The sequence below is a fragment of the Vibrio sp. B172a genome, from assembly GCF_030248355.1.
Lineage (GTDB): Bacteria > Pseudomonadota > Gammaproteobacteria > Enterobacterales > Vibrionaceae > Vibrio > Vibrio owensii.
In genome coordinates this window covers 1-19,414 of the sequence record NZ_JAHGAC010000032.1, presented here as the reverse complement: position 1 = coordinate 19,414, position 19,414 = coordinate 1, and the positions used below count along the sequence as shown (strand labels likewise).

The following is a 19,414-nucleotide window of genomic DNA, read 5'->3' as shown; positions in this document are numbered from 1 at the left end:
CTAGCCCTGAGAAGTTGCAGCGGCAAGCGTTGAAACGCACCAAAATGCCAAAGACTGGTAATCTTTCGCTGCTTGGCTCGTCGGAGAGTAATGCTGAACGGTTGTCAAATTGGCGGCGCATTCAGCCAATGCCGTATCACGGTGCATGAGAACAGGCACTAACGACGCTTGAAGTTCCTTCTTAAACACCAGCATGAAATCTCGACCAATCTCAGTCTCAGGCTGATATTGATTAAGAATGTAACGCAGCTTACCAGACTCAACTAGGTTGCTGATTTTAGACGAGTGTCTAAGCGCCGTTTGTAACGTTGCGTAGTTCATTGCATCAGCGTTAATAACCACAAACACCATGTCCATCGACTCAACAAACGCGTTCATTTCTGGAGTCATGAGGTAAGACATATCACCGTGGAACAACTGCCATTGCTCTGCATCTGTGACTTGCAAGGTTGAACGACCAAGCGCTTTAAGGAATTGATAAGATTGAGCGAACAGCCCCTTTTGGTCGGCATCCAATTCGCCAAATGGCAGCAACAGGGCGCCTTGCGGGCTTTGATACCCAGCCTTTACCCAAGCATCGCCAGACAACACACGTGCAGCCCAACCGTCTCGCTCTTCATAAGGAAGACCAAGGTGAAGGCGTAACAGATTCTCAGGCACTGCGTCGATCGCAAGAACCTGCTTGTTAATTTTGACTAAAGCTTGAGCCAAGTTTGCGGTTACCGTGGTTGCTCCACACCCGCCCCTCAGGCTAACAAAAAGAAGGCGCTTCATATCGCTTCCGTTTCAAGACCTGCTTGTTTGTTTTTGATCCCAGTTCCACTGTCTTTGGTCGATTGAGATTGAAAAACCAACCATTTACTTTTCACATTGAGATACGACTCGTTTTCTGTCGTCTCAACATATTGATGCTGAGTTAAGTCATATGAAGAGTAGATCGAATTAATGTCTTTTGCTGGCTCTGTCACGACATCTTTCCACGTTATCCACGCATCTGATAAAGCGCTAAGACACTCCTATCTTGCTTAAATTTTTATCAAATACGATGCTGAAAATTTGACGCACCTAACCCGTGCATCACATATTTATAGAATGAGAAAAAATGTGAACAACCTAAGTCATTGATCACATGATTATTAAATTCCTAAATGATGTTTGGCTTCAGAAACTGAGATTATGAAGATGAGTTGTAATTATCCGTTTACGACATATAAGCCAAAATTATAGTCAAACTATAAACATATTAGTTTGCAAATGCATAATTTTAAACTTATAAACATCAAGGCAGATAATGCTATATCTAATTTTATTTTTGATCAATTTCGTTTAATATCTTTGCGTCATTTTATTGTCACATTGGCATTTTTTTCTGTAACGTTTTACATACAGCGACAGCTTAAAGACAAAGAAAGATGAACATAACCAACTGATTAAAAGGCTATTTTGATGTCATTAATAAACGGTCTATCCGCAATTACCAGTGAACGAGAAAATCGATCTGTATACGTCAATTTATTTTCTCACAAACACATGACAATTGATTTCTTAATTAGTGCATCAAGCCAAAATTACAACACTTCACTTACAAGTTTCACCAATAAAGAAACTTTCCTTTCCGGTCTAAACCGCGAAGCATCACAAAAATTCAATGACTTATCTGATAGTTATCTTGATAAGATCTACTTCATAAGTAATAAAAGCCAAAAAAAGAAGTTAGACCCAATTAATCTTGCTAAAGACATTCACAAAATAAATATTAGTAAGAACTCTAACTATATTTTGTTTATTCCCGACTCGATTTTATCTCACTGCAGCGACAAAGATGCAGGCATATTCCTAAGAACAATAAATGAATTCGCCCATAAAAAATCGCTCATTATCAATATATGTATCTATGGTCATTTGGCGACATCGATACTTAAGCCTAAGTTGTTGACGAATAATCAATACCTTGCTGGTTTGGCGACGATGAGCGCATTAGATGAAACACGATACAGTTACTTTGTCGACTTTTGGTCCAGCAAACATGGGGTGAAATCAGAAGAGGAATACATCCTATCTTTTGATAAGAACGGCCACTTGCTCGCGACACCATATGAAAAGTTGCAAACGAACGAAATTACTGAAGACAAAGCCGATAGCGAACGACTTTACATTACGAAAGAAGCCTTGGGTGATAGCACAAAAGTGCCAAGAGGAATGCACCTAGCAGAAAATAACCAACAGCTATTGGAGATGTTAGACAGCCCTAGAGCATCGACGATCGTTTTCAACTGTTCAAGTCAGAGCGAAGTGCAACAGTTGGCATTGGATTGCTACCGATTGCGCACGAAAGCGGGCAGACAACTCAAGCTCGTGATCAGAGAAACACAACAATGTTTACGGTATGCGGATGAAAAATTTTTGCTTCGTGCTGGTGTAAATCTGATTTCACCAGTGCAAGTTCCTCAGATGCGCTTTATGACTCAGGTAGAGGCTATACAAGGGCAAATGCTGACGCGTGCATTGCCTCAAAGCTTAGAGGCCTTACTAAAGTACGACGTTAAATTTGGCAGCAAAGGCTACCTGCATAACAGAGACTTCAGTCAATACTGTACAGATGTGATCGCCAGTTCGAGCCGTTCTAACGTCAACTTTGCTCTAATTAAGTTGAATTTGCTGCCGGGAATGAGCCCTGAAGAATGCCTTCGTTTGTGCCACATTCGACGAGATGGTGATGTTGTCACCGCGTGTAACAAAGCACTGTACGTTTTGTTCAGTGCTATCCGTCATAACGACATCGATGTTGCACTCAACAATATTTTCGAGTTTCCACCTCGAGATTTGTTTCACTCAACGCGCACCTTCGATACCCATTACGACATCGAAGCTGAACTAAAATACATCCTAGAGGATGAAGTCAGCATCTCCGAGGAGGTATCAAGCTTGACCACGGAGAAACAGATTTTCGCGGTAACGAAAAAGCCTATGATCGAGGTACCTGCTTTGTTCGCAGTTAAAAAAGCCATCGCCATTAAGGAGCAGAAATGAACATTGATGACTTTATGCTCACCGTAGGCATTAGCCTTTGCGTAGGATTAGTCCTTGGCTACTTTCTGCGTGATGCAGTAAACGCGATAAAGCGACTCTACAATAGATACTTAAAACGCGCGCAGTACTTTGAACAAGATCTTTCTGTAAACAAAAACAAGAAGCTTAAGTGATGACTTCACACTCTAAACAGCCCGCTCAGTTCACAATTGGATTGGGTTGGTGGAACATTTATTTTATTGCCAAAGTTGCCCTCTTCCTCCAAGGGGTCATCGATTTCCATCCGTTAGAAAACTTTGCGCTCTTGCTCTTTATTCTGTTACCCGTGCCAGTAAGAGCATTGAATGTTCTGCGGCATGTTATCGCAGTGAGCATCGCTGCATGGCTACTGCATTATGACTCTTTCTTACCTCCGTTAGAGCGACTATGGGCTCAGGCGGGTCAGTTGATGCAGTTTGAGTTTAGCTATCTTGTCGAGCTCATGGGACGCTTCATCTCGGTGCAAGCATTGCTTGAGTTGTTTGTTTTGTGCGCAGCGTATTTCATCCTGAGTAAGTTTTTACGCGTTTCTGTTTTCGTTATCATCGCGATGATTTACGTCAGCATTCCCAAAACGCCACAGGGTTCAGTCACCGTTGAGACAACTCAGCCTGCGCCACCAACAACTACGGAAGTGGCGGAAACGACACAACCTCAAGTCACAGAAATCAACGATGAGTCGCTCAACAGTATGACAGCAGATTTCTTTGCTAAAGAAGCGTCACGACGTGTCTCGTTCAGCCCTGATAGTGCACAAGATGCTCCGTTTGATTTGCTGTTCTTGAGCATCTGTTCCGTCGCCTGGGATGACATTGAGATTGCTGGTATGGCTGATCACCCGTTGTTCAAAGAGTTTGATGTCATGTTTGATAACTTCAGCGCGGCGACATCCTACAGCGGGCCTGCCGTTGTTAGACTGCTAAGAGCGAGCTGTGGCCAGCAAGAGCACAGCAAGTTGTTCGAACCGGCTCCGAAGCAATGTTACTTGTTCGATAACCTGAAAGATCTCGGCTTCAAAGAAAATCTGTTGATGAACCATAACGGTGTGTTCGATAGCTTCTTAGAGCTGATCAAAAAAGATGGCGATCTAAAAACGAACCTGATGTCTCAAGAAGGATTCAAGCCTTACCAAAAATCATTTGATGGCTCGTCGATCTTCCGTGACAAACAGGTGCTTGATGACTGGTGGCAACAACGAATCGAAAGCGATGATGAGAAAGTGGTTGCGTTGTATAACACCATTTCTTTGCATGATGGTAACCGCATCATCAATGCCAATTCGACAACGTCTATGGTGAGTTACAAGAAACGTCTAAAGAACCTTCTTGATGATCTTTATTCATTCTTCCAAGAGCTTAAAGCCTCCAAACGCAATATCGTTGTTGCTTTAGTGCCAGAGCATGGCGCCGGTATGCGAGGAGATAGAATGCAGATTTCAGGCATGCGTGAGATTCCGGCACCAACGATCGTTCACACTCCTGTCGGAATTAAAGTCTTCGGCGAAGGTATCCAACGCCAAGGCGATACTAAGCACGTTAAAGCGCCATCAAGCTATTTAGCGCTATCGCAATTGGTATCGAATATTCTTGAGCAAAACATTTATGAGAAGAAATCCTTTAGTCCGGATGAGTTAGCAGGAAACCTACCAGAAACACAAGTGGTCGCGCAGAACTCTGGCTCAACGGTGATTGAAGTAAATGGTAAGTACTACGTCTCTTTAGATGGTTCAAGTTGGATTGAATATCCTAAGTAAATACTCGACGTAGAGTAACAATCTGAAATTAAAGTGAATAAAGGCTGGGAATTTCCGGCCTTTATTTTGTCTGGAATTTATCAAACCTCTCATTTCTACGATTGTTTCATAAGCCCAAATGAGTAAAAATGAATCAATACTATGCACTTAAGGGAATAGCACATGCCAATTGACTCATTGATCACCATCGGTATTTTCGTTGCTCTAGCCATCATCCTCCTCGCGTCTGCGATTAAAACCGTTCCTCAAGGCAACAACTGGACAGTTGAACGCTTTGGGCGCTACACCCACACTCTTAAACCAGGTTTGAACTTAATCATTCCGTTTGTCGATAGAATCGGTCAGAAGATCAATATGATGGAACGAGTTCTCGACATTCCAGCTCAAGAAGTCATTTCTAAAGATAATGCGAATGTCGTTATCGACGCAGTCGGCTTTGTTCAAGTTATCGACGCTGCCAAAGCAGCCTATGAAGTAAACGACCTAGAGCATGCAATCCGTAATCTTACGCTGACTAATATCCGTACCGTACTTGGTTCAATGGAGCTGGACGAAATGCTCAGCCAACGTGACATGATCAACACCAAGCTTCTCTCTATTGTTGACCAAGCGACTAACCCTTGGGGTGTTAAAGTGACACGTATTGAGATTAAAGACGTTCAGCCACCCGCAGATCTGACCGCAGCGATGAATGCTCAGATGAAAGCAGAGCGTAATAAACGTGCAGAAATCTTAGAAGCTGAAGGTGTGCGCCAAGCAGAAATCTTACGCGCTGAAGGTCAAAAACAATCAGAGATCTTAAAAGCGGAAGGTGAAAAGCAGTCTGCGATCTTACACGCAGAAGCCCGCGAACGTGCTGCGCAAGCGGAAGCAAAAGCAACTTACATGGTGTCAGAAGCCATTGCTAAAGGTGATGTCAAAGCAGTGAACTACTTTATTGCTCAGGGCTACACTGAAGCATTGAAGAGTATCGGCCAAGCAGAAAATGGTAAGATTATCATGTTACCGATTGAAGCAACTGGACTCATGGGCTCCGTTGCTGGTATTGCAGAGATGTTCAAACAAAGTAAAGACTAAGGTCTACTTATGGATTTATTTAGCCTATTGGAAGGCGTTACGTTCTGGCATTGGATTGCGTTTGGCTTTGCTTTGCTAGCGATCGAGCTACTCGGCACTGCTGGCTATTTCTTATGGCTTGGCATATCAGCGCTTATCGTCGGAACCATTTTGTCATTCTTGCCCATCAGTTGGCAGATGCAATGGTTAGCTTTTGCCGCTTTCAGCTTGATGACAACGTGGCTGTGGTGGCGAAAGCAATGGTCGAAAGATCGTAAGAGCGACAGTGCGCGCGATCTTAACCAAAAGCAGAAGCAATTAGTCGGTAGTATTGTGACGCTAGATGAAGACTTCACGGTGGGGATGAACCGCTTACGAGTGGCAGATACTACTTGGTCTGCTGAATCAGAACACGATTTACCAGCAGGAACTCGAGTCGAAATTATCGCCGTTGAGGGTATTATTCTTAAGATCAAACCAGTTTCTCGCTGACTTGTGTCAAAATAATAGGGTGCAAAGCACCCTATTTCATATCTATTCAAACTACTTCTTTTATTTCATTCACTTATTTAAATTAACCACAAAAATTAAGTGATATAAATATTATCAGCATACTCTCTTTTTCTACTCTTACTCAATTATTCAAATTAAATAATTCAGACACATAGAAAAATATAATTCCTTTTTCGAAATCTAAATTTATTTTAAAAAATAAAACACTGTTGAATTTAATTTTGATCTTTCTAGGTCTCTATACATACTTAACGCATAAGCATGTCAATTAGGTGCTTATATTTTTTAAGGTAAGTAAGAGGAAGTACTATGAAAAAGACAATGATGTTGTTCGCTGTGGTGTTGTTCTCATCAAGCGTGTTTGCCTACTCAGGCTCAAACGGTAACAGCGCTACAGGGCCTAACGTGCAATGCTATCTACCAGACGGGACAAGCGATTATATGCCAATCGTCTTATGCCAACATCAAAATGGTACGATAAAGAAATAAAACAATTCTAACTTTAAATTGAAAGATCAATTAATTATTCAGCCTAAGCTGGAAATTTAATGAGTGAGAGGATTCACCATGAAAAAGATTGCTGCTTTATTTATCGCGTGCTTTATTTTTGCATCTCCAATTTCTTTAGCACAAAACTCAGCGGGACATGCATTTGGTGCCGGCGTAGATTGCACATTTAGTGATGGTACAGTAAAACACTTACCACGTGAATTATGCACAATGTACGGTGGTACATTTAAATAAGTAACATTATCAATGGTTTTAACGAAGTTTATCTATTTTTACGTTGATAAACTTCGTTGGCCATTAAATTAAAAAACTTAGAACTTGTAGAAGTCAGAACCGATAAATGCATCCCACCCTCTTTGCCATTCCGCTTTGATCATGACTTCTTTAGGCTGACCTGCACATTGGTCAGTATAACGAGTACCTTGGATACCTTTTTCAAACGCTTTGAAAGGATCACAGTACTCTGCTTTACCTGCTTCATAGCCCGCCTTGTAGGATGCTTCGTCAAAAGAAACACTCTCTTTTAAGTTCGCTAAAACATCGTTGTCGTAGCGGTAGCCATTTGAGCCAAAACGTTCGCCTTGCCCATACCAATACTCGGCTGGAGTTTTAGGGGCAGTGCTGCAAGCTTGAAGGGAGAACAATACAAATGGAATGATCAGTGCTTTCTTCATGGTTAGCTCCTTGGTCTCTGAGACAAAAAAAGCTGAGCATTTGCTCAGCTTTTACCAGTCTAACTATTCCTAATTATTTTACACCAAATGGCATAGTTAAGATTAGTTTAAAGTCTGTCTCATCGTTAAATGCGTTTGAGTATGGACCCCAATCTGGCGCATCAGTGTCATTGTAGAAGTTGGTGTAGTAGAAGCTAATGTTAGCGTCTTTAAGTGCACCACCTTGGATAGCGTAGTTAGCAAAGAAGCTGTAAGCGTATTCTACCAACTCATCGTAACCCGCAGCTTTTGCACCTGCACCATATGCACCACTTAGACCAGCACTAAAGCCGTTACCACCGATGTCAGCAAAGTCACGAGAAGCAGAAAGGAAGAATGCATATTCGCCATCGTGGTTAAAGTCTGAACGGTTGTTCCACCAAACTTCATACGCACCATTTGAACCACCGTATTGTTCCGTCAAGCGGTAAGACATATTACCCACTTGGCCACGCTTATCATCAGAATCAGCTGATGTGTAAGTCGCTTCAGCACGGTATGAGTACTGACCAGAAGAGAAGCTTGTTAATAGAGCTGCCTGGAACGCTGTGCTATCAAACTGGTTGTCGTCATCAACTACATAAAGTTGTGGAGACCAGTATAAGCCACCGTCAGTTGTACCTTTCACTTTTACGTGGAAGTTTTTACGATCACCATCTGTCAAACCACCGTAGCCAGCGTCTAGAGAGATGCCATTTTCAAATGCGTAGCGAGCACCGAATGAGTAAACATCACCAACATCTTTGCCTTTACCACCCCAGAAAGAACCTTCGTTGAACTCGTAAGTTTCTTTAAACCAAGGAGCTTTGTACTGATCTGCGTATACAAAACCAAGAGCTAGAGCACCAAAGTTTGCACCGATTTCACCGCCACGGTAAGTACCAGGAGCAAACGACCAGTTCACACCTAAAGTGCTAGGAACCGATGGTTGGAAGTAACCTAGTTTAGCATTGAAGTTTTCGCCAAACTTAAACTTAGCAGCAGCTGTAGCGAAAGAAACACCGTTATCAGTTTCAAACGAATCACATGAATCAGAAGCGCCGTACGGAGAATCACAATCAAAGAAGTTCATCTCGTGCTCAAATGATGCGTTATTCCACATGTCGAATGTTGAATAGATAACTGCGTCAAAGCCCACAGTATCTGCAACGTAGCCAGAGTGGAAACCGAGGTTAGCAAAAATAGAACCGTGGTCTAGGTTTGCAACTTTAGCAGTATCGTTACCATTTGCATCTTTACCAGCACGGTCACGAGCTCGCATGAAGAAGTTGACGTTACCACTGATAGTTGACTCAGAGAAAAACTCTGACACTTGGCTTGCGTACTCTGGTCCAACTGGGTCATTAGCCATTGCAGGAGCAGCAGCAACTGCGCCCATCATAGCTGCAGTAATAGCAGATACTTTAAAAAATTTGTCCATGGAAAAAACTCCTAAAAATGGATATAGCTGTATTTTTCTATCTCACCTTAAGTTGGCCGCCGAAGGAGAGAAGTAAATTCCTGAGTGAACCTCAATATTTCTAAATTGGTTCTTTTTAGTTCCTGCATACACACCGTGTATCCACGCTTCTAAGACTAACTTCGCATCTAAAAACATCCAAATGGAACTTATTTTTTTTCTAAAAAAATATGACCAACGCCAAAGTTCCATATAAGTTGTTGATCCAGATCTTATTTTTAACACCAAAGACACAACAAGCAATTAAGCACTTAAAATACAATCACTTAGATAAAAACAACAAAGCTCAATTTGAAGTTGATCGCAGACTTTGGCCTATAGGAGATGAATCGTTGAAGGGTCGATCCTGATCACTGAAATCACTAAACAGCGGAATTAAGAGGTTATTGAGTGACTTTTTAATTGCAAAGAAAAAGCCCCAACTGACTGGCAATTGGGGCTTTTAGGTATTTTTTAGCTTTTTTGAGAGAAGTTAATTCATTAAGTTGAGTAAGTCTTGCTCAGTTTGAATCTCAATACCGAGCTCTTGCGCTTTTGCAAGCTTAGAACCCGCGTTCTCACCAGCAAACAGAATGTCTGTTTTCTTCGATACACTCCCCGTTACTTTCGCACCTAGGTTCTGTAATGCTTCTTTCGCTTCTGAGCGACCTAGTTGAGAAAGCGTGCCTGTTAATACGACCGTCTTGCCTTCCAATGGTAATTCAACACCTTCTTGTGGTGCTGCAATCTCTGGCCAGTTGATACCTTGTTCTAGCAAGTCACGAACAACAGCTTGGTTTTTCTCTTCGCCAAAGAAAGTCGTAATGTGTTTTGCCACGATCACACCAATGTCCTGAACTTCAATCAATTGCTCTTCTGTCGCTTGCTGAATAGCATCCAGATTCTTGAAGTGTTGTGCTAGGTTGGCTGCTGTTGCCTCCCCTACTTCACGAATGCCGAGTGAGTACAAAAAGCGTGGCAATGTGGTGAGTTTTGATTTCTCAAGCGCATTGACAACGTTGGTTGCCGATTTAGGACCCATTCGCTCTAGAACCGTCAGAACACCCGCAGAAAGCTTAAATAGATCAGCAGGCGTTTCCACCATCTCACGATCCACTAGCTGTTCAATCACCTTGTCACCCAGGCCATCTACGTCTAACGCTTTGCGGGAAACAAAATGCTTTAACGCTTCTTTACGTTGTGCCTGACATACTAAGCCACCAGTACAACGTGTTACCGCTTCACCTTCGATACGCTCAACGTGAGAGCCACATACCGGACAAGCATCTGGGAAAAGGATTTCACGAGCCGTTTCAGGGCGACGCTCTTTGATAACAGACACCACTTGTGGAATCACGTCACCAGCACGACGAATCACGACTTGGTCACCGACCATCACTTGCAAACGCTCAATCTCGTCTGCGTTATGAAGCGTAGCGTTAGAGACTGTTACACCACCAACAAATACTGGTTCAAGTTTGGCTACTGGAGTAATCGCGCCAGTACGACCAACTTGGAACTCAACTTCATTCAGTGTAGTGATTTCTTCCTGAGCCGGGAATTTGTAGGCAATAGCCCAACGAGGAGCACGAGCAACAAAACCTAAACGCTCTTGAATCGCAATGTCATCCACTTTGATAACGACACCGTCAATTTCGTAAGCCAAAGCTTCACGACGAGTAAGAATATCTTGGTAGTACGCTTTAACCTCTTCCAAGCTATCGACACGCTTGGTTTCTGGACACATTGGCAAGCCCCACGATTTGATTTGTAAGAATCGTTCGTAGTGACTGTTAGCAAGGGATGCCCCCTCCACAACGCCAACACTGTATGCGTAAAAGCTTAGAGGACGTGATGCCGTGATACGGGAATCTAACTGGCGTAAGCTACCTGCTGCCGCGTTACGTGGGTTAACAAAAACTTTCTCGCCTTTTTTTCGTGCGTTCTCGTTAAGTTTGTCAAAACCCGCTTTTGGCATAAACACTTCACCGCGCACTTCTAGACGTGTCGGCCAGTCTTTGCCTTGTAACTTTAATGGAATAGCGCTGATAGTACGTACGTTTTCAGTGATGTTCTCACCCGTCGTACCGTCACCACGCGTTGCCGCTTGCACCAAAACGCCGTTTTCATACAGCAGGCTCACAGCTAAGCCATCAAGCTTAGGCTCGCAGCAGTATTGTTTAATGGTATGGCCAACGACACGGTCTTGAGCACGTTTATGAAAACCATCTAGTTCAGCATCATCAAACGCGTTGTCCAAAGACAGCATTGGCACTTCGTGAGTGACTTGGCTGAATTCAGACAGTGGCTGACCACCAACACGTTGGCTTGGAGAGTCGACAGTCACCAACTCTGGGTGCTCGGCTTCAATATCCAATAGTTCACGCATCATACGGTCGTATTCTGCGTCTGGAATCTCTGGGTTATCTTCCACGTAGTAACGAACAGCGTGGTAATGCAACGACTCTTTTAATTCTTCTAGTCGCTGAAGTACTGATTCAGACATATTAAAGCCCCGTGTATATTGTTCAATGAGGTTGGGAATCTAAGAAAAAGGGCTCCTAACGGAGCCCTATCATTATTTGGTGTTAAGGTTATGCGCTAGCAGCATTAAACTCAACTATTTGACGTCGATATGAGGCCAATCGATCTGGTGTCATCAAGTTACGTTGATCATCCAAAACGTTACCGCCCATATCGTCAGCGATTTGTTGTGCAATACGCAGCATAAGGTTGAAGTTTTGGTCTGCTTCACCATAGCAAGGTAGCGTCATAAAGAACGAAATACCTTTAGTACTGAATTCAGCTGGGTCACCGTGTTCTAGCGTACCTGGGTGCATCATGTTGGCCACGCTAAACAGCACTTTACCATTGCCTGATAAATCAACATGACGATGGAAGATATTCATCTCACCATAAATCAATCCATTTTGCTGCATGCTATCGAACAGCTTAGTGCCGATGAAAGGCTCATCGCCAGCGCAATGAACGTTCAAAACAATCACTTGCATTTCAGGTTCAGGTTTTGGCTCTTCAATCACTTCTTCAGCCATTACCGGTGTCGCCTCGACTTGTGGCATAACTGGCGCTTCTGGTACTTCAGGAGCTTCAAAGACTGGTTCAATAATTTCTTCTTCAACAACCGACGACTGTACTGGCTCTTGCAGAATAGGCTCTAGTTCGTCTTCGGTTTTCTTCGTTGCGACAAAAGCAGGGATTTCGCGCTCTTCTTTGTGTTCTTTTTCTCTAACATCAAGAACATCATCGATTAGAGGATCAGAGGCAAATTTGTTGTCGAAAGAACTTTCCATCCCAAAGTCAGGCTCTTTACGATCTTTGCGGATGATTTCGAAATCGTCTTCTGGAGCAGGAGCGATTTCACGCTCTTGTTCTAGGGAGTCTTTATCCTCTTGGTCAACGTCCAACTTACCAAGCGGCTTGTTACCAAATTTCGCTTTGCCTTCTTTTTTGCTTGTCCACAAACCGTGAAATAGCAATGCGGCGATGGCTAATGCGCCAACAACAATGAGTACGAATCGCAATTCCTGCATTATTTACTCTCAATCTACTTGTTCTTACTACTCGCACATCCTTGAGCAGTAACCCAAGTGCAATAAATCCGAATGATGCTTTTACTTTACCAAAACTATATGTAGGTTTAGAACAACTTAATGCAAGAAGTTCCGCTTTTTGTTGTGATTCTTGCCACGATTCCACTTTACAAGACCCAAATTGTTAGGGCATTGAAAGAAAAGCATCCACAGGTACAATGAGTTTTCACTTACAAGAAACAAAATGGATATGAAGTCGAATAATCAGCCTAGAACCGGATTCGGTTACTTCCTATACGGAATTCAAATAGCTCTCTCCCCAGAGATCCGACGTTTTGTCGTCTTGCCGCTGCTTGCCAACATTTTGCTTGTTGGTGGCGCTATCTTCTATTTATTTTCCCATCTCGATGTTTGGATCGAGAATTGGATTGGTAAGCTGCCAGAGTTCCTCTCTTGGCTCACCTACATCTTATGGCCAATATTGGTGTTGACCATTCTGGCCACGTTCTCCTACTTCTTTAGTACATTAGCCAACTTCATTGCTGCGCCTTTTAATGGGTTGTTGGCAGAGAAAGTAGAAGAATCTCTTACAGGACAAAAGGTCAATGACGACGGCTTTGCGGCACTCATCAAAGATGTACCTCGCGTGATGGCCCGTGAATGGCGCAAACTACTTTACGTGTTACCAAAAGCGATAGGTCTGTTTTTACTCTTGCTCATACCAGCATTAGGTCAAACCGTTGGACCTTTTCTATGGTTTATTTTCACCGCATGGATGTTAGCGATTCAATATTGTGACTATCCATTTGATAACCACAAAGTCCCTTTCAACGACATGCGTTACAAATTGAAACAAAAGCAAGGTAAGGCCTATGGGTTTGGTGTGCTGGTTTCTGTATTCACGACTATCCCAATTCTCAATCTTATCGTTATGCCTGTTGCTGTCTGTGGCGCAACCGCGATGTGGGTAACCGAATTTAAGCATCAATAATAGGTGGCTTTTTAAACAATTGAGGAGGACGAATGCGCCTCCTCAGTTATTTTGTGGATTTCTTGACCAACCTCATAAGATATAACTTTTTAATCCTTTTCCCTTTTTTTTATACCGCATATTCTTCTATCCATATTCACAAAACGTGTAATGAAGGAACATCACTATGAGCAAGATCTACGAAGACAACTCTCTTACCATTGGTAATACTCCTCTAGTTCGCCTAAACAAAGTGAGCAAGGGTAAAGTTCTAGCGAAAATCGAAGCGCGCAACCCAAGCTTCAGCGTTAAGTGCCGTATTGGTGCAAACATGATTTGGGAAGCTGAAAAAGCAGGCACGCTCAAGCCAGGCGTTGAGCTAGTAGAGCCAACCAGTGGTAACACAGGTGTTGCGCTTGCATTCGTAGCAGCAGCTCGCGGTTACAAGCTAACACTAACGATGCCTGAATCAATGAGCCTTGAGCGTCGTAAACTTCTTAAAGCGCTAGGTGCAAACCTAGAACTAACAGAAGCAGCAAAAGGCATGAAAGGCGCGATTGCGAAAGCAGAAGAAATCGTAGCAAGCAACCCAGACAAATACCTGCTTCTACAACAGTTCAACAACCCTGCAAACCCAGAGATCCACGAGAAGACAACTGGTCCTGAAATTTGGGAAGCAACAGACGGTGAAATCGACGTATTCGTAGCAGGTGTTGGTACGGGCGGTACTATCACTGGTACAAGCCGTTACATCAAAGGTGAAAAAGGCAAAGCCATCACTTCTGTGGCAGTAGAGCCAGCTGAATCACCAGTGATTGCACAAGCGCTAGCAGGCGAAGAGATCCAACCTGCTCCTCATAAAATCCAAGGTATCGGCGCTGGTTTCATCCCTGGTAACTTAGATTTAGAACTTCTAGACCGTGTTGAACAAGTAACGTCTGAAGAAGCGATTGAGATGGCTCGTCGCCTAATGGAAGAAGAAGGTATCCTAGCGGGTATTTCTTCAGGTGCCGCAGTCGTTGCGGCAAACCGCCTTGCAGAACTACCTGAATTTGAAGGAAAAACGATTGTGACTGTTCTTCCAAGCTCTGGTGAACGTTACCTAAGTACGGCACTATTTGCCGGCATCTTTACCGAGAAAGAGAACCAACAGTAATATGTGGTCAAATCAATTTTTCGTTTAAAAAAGCCCCGTTCAGGGGCTTTTTTGTTGATCCCTGCCCCACCTTTGGTAATATCAGGGTGTTTTATTTTTAGGTTCAAAATAAAGAATCTAAACCAAAAAGGTTTCAGAGTGATTACGCACGCAAACAGTTGCGCAATCACCAAACTTTTGACTAGTATCAGTTCTGACACGCTTTGAACTCTCCCGTGCTAGCGCACAAGGTGTAAAGCAGTTAAGCTAAAACTCAGTCACAAACTAACAAAAAAATACATTTATTGGGGTATATCACATGTACGAGAAGCAAGTAGAAATCACAGCAGAAAACGGTCTTCACACTCGTCCAGCTGCACAGTTCGTTAAAGAAGCTAAAGCATTCGACGCGGACATCACTGTGACTTCTAACGGTAAAAGCGCTAGCGCTAAGAGCCTATTCAAGCTACAAACACTAGGCCTAGTAAAAGGTACTCTAGTTACTATCTCAGCTGAAGGCCCACAAGCTCAGCAAGCAGTTGACCACCTAGTTGCTCTAATGGACCAACTACACTAATTCGGTCTCCTATTTCAGAAGCCATTTTGTGAAAGCAAAATGGCTTCGTTGGAAATAGGCTCAAAACTAAGCTAATACTATTCGTTAGCGCACCCATTATTCTCCCGTTTTATAAAGTTGACCAACTTAAGGTAAGGCTATGATTTCAGGCATCCTAGCATCTCCAGGTATTGCAATCGGTAAAGCACTACTACTTCAAGAAGATGAAATTGTCCTAAACACAAACACTATTTCTGATGATCAAGTAGAAGCAGAAGTTGCACGTTTCTTTGAAGCTCGTAACAAATCTTCTGCTCAACTAGAAACTATCAAGCAAAAAGCGCTTGAAACGTTTGGCGAAGAAAAAGAAGCGATCTTTGAAGGTCACATCATGCTTCTTGAAGACGAAGAGCTAGAAGAAGAAATCCTAGCACTTATCAAAAACGACAAAATGTCTGCTGACCACGCGATCCACTCTGTGATCGAAGAGCAAGCAACGGCTCTTGAGTCTCTAGACGACGAATACCTGAAAGAACGTGCAACTGACATCCGTGACATCGGTTCTCGTTTCGTTAAGAACGCTCTAGGCATCAACATTGTTTCGCTAAGCGACATCAATGAAGAAGTTATCCTAGTAGCTTACGACCTAACGCCATCTGAAACTGCACAAATCAACCTAGATTACGTTCTTGGTTTTGCTTGTGACATCGGCGGTCGTACTTCTCACACTTCAATCATGGCTCGCTCTCTTGAGCTTCCAGCTATCGTTGGTACTAACGACATCACTAAGCAAGTTAAGAACGGCGACATGCTGATTCTTGATGCGATGAACAACAAGATCGTTATCAACCCTTCAGAAGCTGAACTAGAAGAAGCGAAAGCAGTTAAAGCTGCATTCCTTGCTGAAAAAGAAGAGCTAGCGAAGCTTAAAGACCTACACGCAGAAACAACTGACGGTCACCGCGTAGAAGTTTGCGGTAACATCGGTACAGTTAAAGACTGTGACGGTATCATCCGCAACGGTGGCGAAGGCGTTGGTCTGTACCGTACTGAATTCCTGTTCATGGACCGTGATGCACTTCCAACTGAAGAAGAGCAATACCAAGCTTACAAAGAAGTTGCGGAAGCAATGAATGGTGAGTCTGTGATCATCCGTACTATGGACATCGGCGGCGACAAAGATCTTCCATACATGGATCTTCCAAAAGAGATGAACCCGTTCCTAGGCTGGCGTGCAGTACGTATCAGCTTGGATCGTCGTGAAATCCTACGTGACCAGCTACGTGGTATCCTACGTGCATCTGCACACGGTAAACTACGTATCATGTTCCCAATGATCATCTCTGTTGAAGAAATCCGTGAGCTTAAGAAAGCGATCGAAGAGTACAAAGCAGAACTACGCGCTGAAGGTCATGCATTCGACGAAAACATCGAAATCGGTGTAATGGTTGAGACTCCAGCTGCAGCAGCTATCGCACACCACCTAGCGAAGGAAGTTGCTTTCTTCTCTATCGGTACAAACGACCTAACTCAGTACACACTAGCGGTTGACCGTGGTAACGAGATGATTTCTCACCTATACAACCCACTATCACCAGCTGTACTTACTGTGATCAAGCAAGTTATCGACGCTTCTCACGCTGAAGGTAAGTGGACTGGTATGTGTGGTGAGCTAGCAGGTGATGAGCGTGCGACACTTCTACTTCTAGGTATGGGTCTAGACGAGTTCTCAATGAGCGGTATCTCTATCCCTAAAGTGAAGAAAGTTATCCGTAACTCTAACTTCGCAGAAGTGAAAGCAATGGCTGAAGAAGCACTTTCTCTACCAACAGCTGCAGAAATCGAAGCAGTTGTAGAAAAGTTCATTGCAGAGAAAACTCAATAATCAACTAATTCCAATGAGATAGGCGGTTAAAAAAAGTCGTCTATCTCGAAAGATTGGTATACTATAATTCGACAGAATTAAATAAAACGTTAGGAGCATGACACAATGGGTCTGTTTGACAAACTTAAGAAGCTAGTATCTGACGACAGCGCTGACGCAGGTGCAATCGAAATCATCGCACCACTTTCTGGTGAGATCGTGAACATCGAAGATGTGCCAGATGTTGTTTTCGCTGAGAAAATCGTTGGTGATGGTATTGCTATCAAACCTGCTGGTAACAAAATGGTAGCTCCTGTAAACGGTACTATCGGTAAGATCTTCGAAACGAACCACGCGTTCTCTATCGAGTCTGACGACGGTGTTGAGCTTTTCGTTCACTTCGGTATCGATACTGTTGAACTTAAAGGCGAAGGCTTCAAGCGTATCGCTGAAGAAGGTCAAACTGTTAAAGCTGGCGACACTGTAATTGAATTCGACCTAGCTCTTCTAGAAGAGAAAGCGAAATCAACGCTAACTCCAGTTGTTATCTCTAACATGGACGAAATCAAAGAGCTGAACAAGCTTTCTGGTTCTGTTACTGTTGGTGAAACTCCAGTTCTACGTGTAACTAAGTAATTTTTACTTAGCCCAACACGAAAAAAACGCTGCCATTGGCAGCGTTTTTTATTACCTGAAACTTTTGTTCCTGAGCGATGTTCATCGCTGCAACCCATTTAACTGAGCAAGCCAAGTGCCGAGGTCGGTCTCTGCTTCGCTTGGGCTAACAATGCGGTAGTCGCGTCTTGCAACACTTGCGAACGCACCATCTCCGTCGATTCTCGAGCAAAATCCGTATCGCGTATCCGCCCTTTAGATTCAGTCACACTCCGGTTCACCGTATTAAGGTTATCCATCGTGCCACTCACCCGGTTTTGGAAGCCACCTATTTCACTTCGATGTGAATCAACATACTTAATTGCCGCGTCAATCACTCCAATTGAAAGCTGTGCCCCGCCAACAGTCGACATATCGATGTCGTCCATTGTGACTAAACCACCAGCACTAACGTCAAGCTCATCCGCTAAACTGCCCTCTAACGTTATACCTTCAGGTGCATTCAGCGTAGAGGCAAAGAATTGCAGTTCATTGTTTTCAGTCACTGAGGCACTCACTATCGATTGCTGCGCATTGATATAAGTAGCAACTTGCTCGATGCGATCTCCTAGCTTGAGCCCAATAGATTCTGTTTGGGTTTGCCCTTTACTGTCTTGGTATTCAAATTTAAGGGTTTGATTATCTTTAGTGACTCGCCAATCTTTATCGACTGCATCACCAACATAATGCTGACCTCCCATCTCCGGGATGTGACTGCGCATATTTCGCAGTGTCAGAGAGATAGAGTTGGCATTCGCACCAATATGGAAGCTTTGCGAGCCGTAAGAGCCATCAAATAGGTTTTTATCTGCAAATGTCGTCGTGATCGCGACACGATCAAGCTCATCTTGCAGCGCTACGACCTCGTATTGAATACTTTGCCGATCACTTGAGTCATTACTGCCGTTTGCCGCTTGCAGCCCCAGAGAGCGCAAGCGTTGCAATATATCGCTACTCTCATGCAAAGCCCCCTCTGCGGTTTGTGCCACCGAATACGCATCGTGCGCATTTCTCAAGGCGACATCAAGCCCTCTAGTTTGAACATTAAGAGTATTGGAGATTTGCAGCCCTGCAGCGTCATCACTGGCGGAATTAATCCGATAACCCGAGGCGAGGTTTCGCTGAGACTCTATGTTTTGCTCAGCCGCATGACTGAGGTGCCGCTGCGTCATCATCGCAGTGACATTGGTATTTAAAGAGACCATCTAATCGATACGAACTCCTTGTCACCTGCCCTATTCGGTGTACCTAATGCGTGATTTGAATAAGCAAAAAGCCAGGGGTGAGCCTGGCTTTTGTATCGCGTCGTATTAGGTTGATTAACCTAGTAGGCTTAGCGCTGAGTTAGGCGCTTGTTTCGCTTGCGCAAGGATTGAGCTTGACGCTTGCGATAGAATTTGTGACTTGGTCATTTGAGTCGTTTCTTTCGCGAAGTCGGTATCTTTGATACGGCTCTTCGACGCGTTCACGTTCTCGTTGATGTTATCCAAGTTGCTGATTGCGTGGTTGAAACGGTTTTGGAAAGCACCTAGCTCTGCACGGTGGCTGTCTACGTATTTCAATGCCGCATCAATGATAGCCACAGATTCTTGTGCGCCACCTACTGATGTTACATCGATAGTATCAACCGTT

General features: G+C 43.6%; 20 protein-coding genes. 12 read left to right on the top strand and 8 right to left on the bottom strand.

Going from position 1 to position 19,414, the window contains the following annotated elements; all coding sequences use genetic code 11:
* Positions 1 to 774, bottom strand: coding sequence for a cellulose biosynthesis protein BcsQ (gene bcsQ, locus KIT90_RS23590; protein WP_285379036.1), 774 nt, complete (start codon positions 772 to 774; stop codon positions 1 to 3).
* Complete coding sequence (locus KIT90_RS23585; RefSeq protein ID WP_009707241.1) at positions 771 to 968, bottom strand: hypothetical protein; 198 nt, start codon at positions 966 to 968, stop codon at positions 771 to 773. The genes bcsQ and KIT90_RS23585 overlap by 4 nt, the downstream gene beginning before the upstream one ends.
* A 478-nt stretch (positions 969 to 1,446) precedes the next feature.
* On the opposite strand from KIT90_RS23585, the gene bcsE reads away from it, so the two are divergent.
* The 7 genes from bcsE (at position 1,447) to KIT90_RS23550 (ending at position 7,135) form a co-directional block, all read left to right on the top strand.
* On the top strand, positions 1,447 to 3,030 hold the full coding sequence (gene bcsE / locus KIT90_RS23580) for a cellulose biosynthesis protein BcsE (protein ID WP_285379035.1): 1,584 nt from the start codon (positions 1,447 to 1,449) through the stop codon (positions 3,028 to 3,030).
* Positions 3,027 to 3,203: a hypothetical protein gene (locus KIT90_RS23575; protein ID WP_171371766.1), complete on the top strand. Its 177-nt coding sequence runs from the start codon at positions 3,027 to 3,029 to the stop codon at positions 3,201 to 3,203. The genes bcsE and KIT90_RS23575 overlap by 4 nt, the downstream gene beginning before the upstream one ends.
* Complete coding sequence (gene bcsG / locus KIT90_RS23570) at positions 3,203 to 4,822, top strand: cellulose biosynthesis protein BcsG (protein ID WP_285379067.1); 1,620 nt, start codon at positions 3,203 to 3,205, stop codon at positions 4,820 to 4,822. The genes KIT90_RS23575 and bcsG overlap by 1 nt, the downstream gene beginning before the upstream one ends.
* Positions 4,823 to 4,984: 162 nt before the next feature.
* Positions 4,985 to 5,899 carry an SPFH domain-containing protein gene (locus KIT90_RS23565; protein ID WP_005436910.1) on the top strand — a complete coding sequence of 305 codons (915 nt, stop codon included), beginning with the start codon at positions 4,985 to 4,987 and terminating at the stop codon, positions 5,897 to 5,899.
* 9 nt (positions 5,900 to 5,908) lie between these two features.
* A complete protein-coding gene (locus KIT90_RS23560; RefSeq protein WP_270050508.1) occupies positions 5,909 to 6,370 on the top strand; it encodes an NfeD family protein in 462 nt (153 codons plus the stop codon).
* A 330-nt stretch (positions 6,371 to 6,700) separates the two neighbouring features.
* Complete coding sequence (locus KIT90_RS23555) at positions 6,701 to 6,880, top strand: hypothetical protein (RefSeq protein ID WP_009707247.1); 180 nt, start codon at positions 6,701 to 6,703, stop codon at positions 6,878 to 6,880.
* 78 nt (positions 6,881 to 6,958) lie between these two features.
* Positions 6,959 to 7,135 (top strand): hypothetical protein, encoded by a 177-nt coding sequence (locus tag KIT90_RS23550; RefSeq protein WP_020197694.1) that lies wholly within the window; start codon positions 6,959 to 6,961, stop codon positions 7,133 to 7,135.
* 77 nt (positions 7,136 to 7,212) lie between these two features.
* Here the strand turns inward: KIT90_RS23550 and KIT90_RS23545 are convergent, their stop codons facing one another.
* The 4 genes from KIT90_RS23545 to zipA form a co-directional block, all read right to left on the bottom strand.
* Positions 7,213 to 7,575 (bottom strand): DUF2799 domain-containing protein, encoded by a 363-nt coding sequence (locus KIT90_RS23545; RefSeq protein WP_285379031.1) that lies wholly within the window; start codon positions 7,573 to 7,575, stop codon positions 7,213 to 7,215.
* Between the two features lie 73 nt (positions 7,576 to 7,648).
* Positions 7,649 to 9,034, bottom strand: a complete 1,386-nt coding sequence (locus KIT90_RS23540) for a hypothetical protein (RefSeq protein ID WP_045415572.1) — start codon at positions 9,032 to 9,034, stop codon at positions 7,649 to 7,651.
* A 511-nt stretch (positions 9,035 to 9,545) separates the two neighbouring features.
* On the bottom strand, positions 9,546 to 11,558 hold the full coding sequence (ligA, locus tag KIT90_RS23535; protein ID WP_285379028.1) for an NAD-dependent DNA ligase LigA: 2,013 nt from the start codon (positions 11,556 to 11,558) through the stop codon (positions 9,546 to 9,548).
* A gap of 88 nt (positions 11,559 to 11,646) precedes the next feature.
* Positions 11,647 to 12,603: a cell division protein ZipA gene (gene zipA / locus KIT90_RS23530; protein WP_285379027.1), complete on the bottom strand. Its 957-nt coding sequence runs from the start codon at positions 12,601 to 12,603 to the stop codon at positions 11,647 to 11,649.
* Between the two features lie 250 nt (positions 12,604 to 12,853).
* Between zipA and cysZ the strand changes: the two genes are divergently transcribed.
* From cysZ to crr, 5 genes are all read left to right on the top strand, one after another.
* Positions 12,854 to 13,594, top strand: coding sequence for a sulfate transporter CysZ (gene cysZ / locus KIT90_RS23525; RefSeq protein WP_009707253.1), 741 nt, complete (start codon positions 12,854 to 12,856; stop codon positions 13,592 to 13,594).
* Between the two features lie 166 nt (positions 13,595 to 13,760).
* The gene (gene cysK / locus KIT90_RS23520) at positions 13,761 to 14,729 is read left to right on the top strand and encodes a cysteine synthase A (protein WP_005436896.1); all 969 of its coding nucleotides are present in this window, start codon (positions 13,761 to 13,763) and stop codon (positions 14,727 to 14,729) included.
* A gap of 298 nt (positions 14,730 to 15,027) precedes the next feature.
* Positions 15,028 to 15,285, top strand: a complete 258-nt coding sequence (locus KIT90_RS23515; RefSeq protein WP_005436894.1) for an HPr family phosphocarrier protein — start codon at positions 15,028 to 15,030, stop codon at positions 15,283 to 15,285.
* A 139-nt stretch (positions 15,286 to 15,424) separates the two neighbouring features.
* Complete coding sequence (gene ptsI, locus KIT90_RS23510) at positions 15,425 to 17,149, top strand: phosphoenolpyruvate-protein phosphotransferase PtsI (RefSeq protein ID WP_285379026.1); 1,725 nt, start codon at positions 15,425 to 15,427, stop codon at positions 17,147 to 17,149.
* A gap of 105 nt (positions 17,150 to 17,254) precedes the next feature.
* Complete coding sequence (gene crr, locus KIT90_RS23505; protein ID WP_005425608.1) at positions 17,255 to 17,764, top strand: PTS glucose transporter subunit IIA; 510 nt, start codon at positions 17,255 to 17,257, stop codon at positions 17,762 to 17,764.
* Between the two features lie 98 nt (positions 17,765 to 17,862).
* Here crr and KIT90_RS23500 read toward each other — a convergent pair whose 3' ends face one another.
* Positions 17,863 to 18,987, bottom strand: a complete 1,125-nt coding sequence (locus KIT90_RS23500) for a flagellin (RefSeq protein ID WP_285379025.1) — start codon at positions 18,985 to 18,987, stop codon at positions 17,863 to 17,865.
* Positions 18,988 to 19,101: 114 nt separating this feature from the next.
* Positions 19,102 to 19,414, bottom strand: a 313-nt coding sequence (locus KIT90_RS23495; protein ID WP_046874277.1) for a flagellin, incomplete at its 5' end; no start/stop codon positions are given.

What these genes read in the sequence shown, in the direction of transcription:
- bcsQ (WP_285379036.1), bottom strand. Translation starts at nt 774, where the DNA reads ATGAAGCGCCTTCTTTTTGTTAGCCTGAGGGGCGGGTGTGGAGCAACC.
- bcsE (WP_285379035.1), top strand. Translation starts at nt 1,447, where the DNA reads ATGTCATTAATAAACGGTCTATCCGCAATTACCAGTGAACGAGAAAAT.
- KIT90_RS23575 (WP_171371766.1), top strand. Translation starts at nt 3,027, where the DNA reads ATGAACATTGATGACTTTATGCTCACCGTAGGCATTAGCCTTTGCGTA.
- bcsG (WP_285379067.1), top strand. Translation starts at nt 3,203, where the DNA reads ATGACTTCACACTCTAAACAGCCCGCTCAGTTCACAATTGGATTGGGT.
- KIT90_RS23565 (WP_005436910.1), top strand. Translation starts at nt 4,985, where the DNA reads ATGCCAATTGACTCATTGATCACCATCGGTATTTTCGTTGCTCTAGCC.
- KIT90_RS23560 (WP_270050508.1), top strand. Translation starts at nt 5,909, where the DNA reads ATGGATTTATTTAGCCTATTGGAAGGCGTTACGTTCTGGCATTGGATT.
- KIT90_RS23555 (WP_009707247.1), top strand. Translation starts at nt 6,701, where the DNA reads ATGAAAAAGACAATGATGTTGTTCGCTGTGGTGTTGTTCTCATCAAGC.
- KIT90_RS23550 (WP_020197694.1), top strand. Translation starts at nt 6,959, where the DNA reads ATGAAAAAGATTGCTGCTTTATTTATCGCGTGCTTTATTTTTGCATCT.
- KIT90_RS23545 (WP_285379031.1), bottom strand. Translation starts at nt 7,575, where the DNA reads ATGAAGAAAGCACTGATCATTCCATTTGTATTGTTCTCCCTTCAAGCT.
- KIT90_RS23540 (WP_045415572.1), bottom strand. Translation starts at nt 9,034, where the DNA reads ATGGACAAATTTTTTAAAGTATCTGCTATTACTGCAGCTATGATGGGC.
- ligA (WP_285379028.1), bottom strand. Translation starts at nt 11,558, where the DNA reads ATGTCTGAATCAGTACTTCAGCGACTAGAAGAATTAAAAGAGTCGTTG.
- zipA (WP_285379027.1), bottom strand. Translation starts at nt 12,603, where the DNA reads ATGCAGGAATTGCGATTCGTACTCATTGTTGTTGGCGCATTAGCCATC.
- cysZ (WP_009707253.1), top strand. Translation starts at nt 12,854, where the DNA reads ATGAAGTCGAATAATCAGCCTAGAACCGGATTCGGTTACTTCCTATAC.
- cysK (WP_005436896.1), top strand. Translation starts at nt 13,761, where the DNA reads ATGAGCAAGATCTACGAAGACAACTCTCTTACCATTGGTAATACTCCT.
- KIT90_RS23515 (WP_005436894.1), top strand. Translation starts at nt 15,028, where the DNA reads ATGTACGAGAAGCAAGTAGAAATCACAGCAGAAAACGGTCTTCACACT.
- ptsI (WP_285379026.1), top strand. Translation starts at nt 15,425, where the DNA reads ATGATTTCAGGCATCCTAGCATCTCCAGGTATTGCAATCGGTAAAGCA.
- crr (WP_005425608.1), top strand. Translation starts at nt 17,255, where the DNA reads ATGGGTCTGTTTGACAAACTTAAGAAGCTAGTATCTGACGACAGCGCT.
- KIT90_RS23500 (WP_285379025.1), bottom strand. Translation starts at nt 18,987, where the DNA reads ATGGTCTCTTTAAATACCAATGTCACTGCGATGATGACGCAGCGGCAC.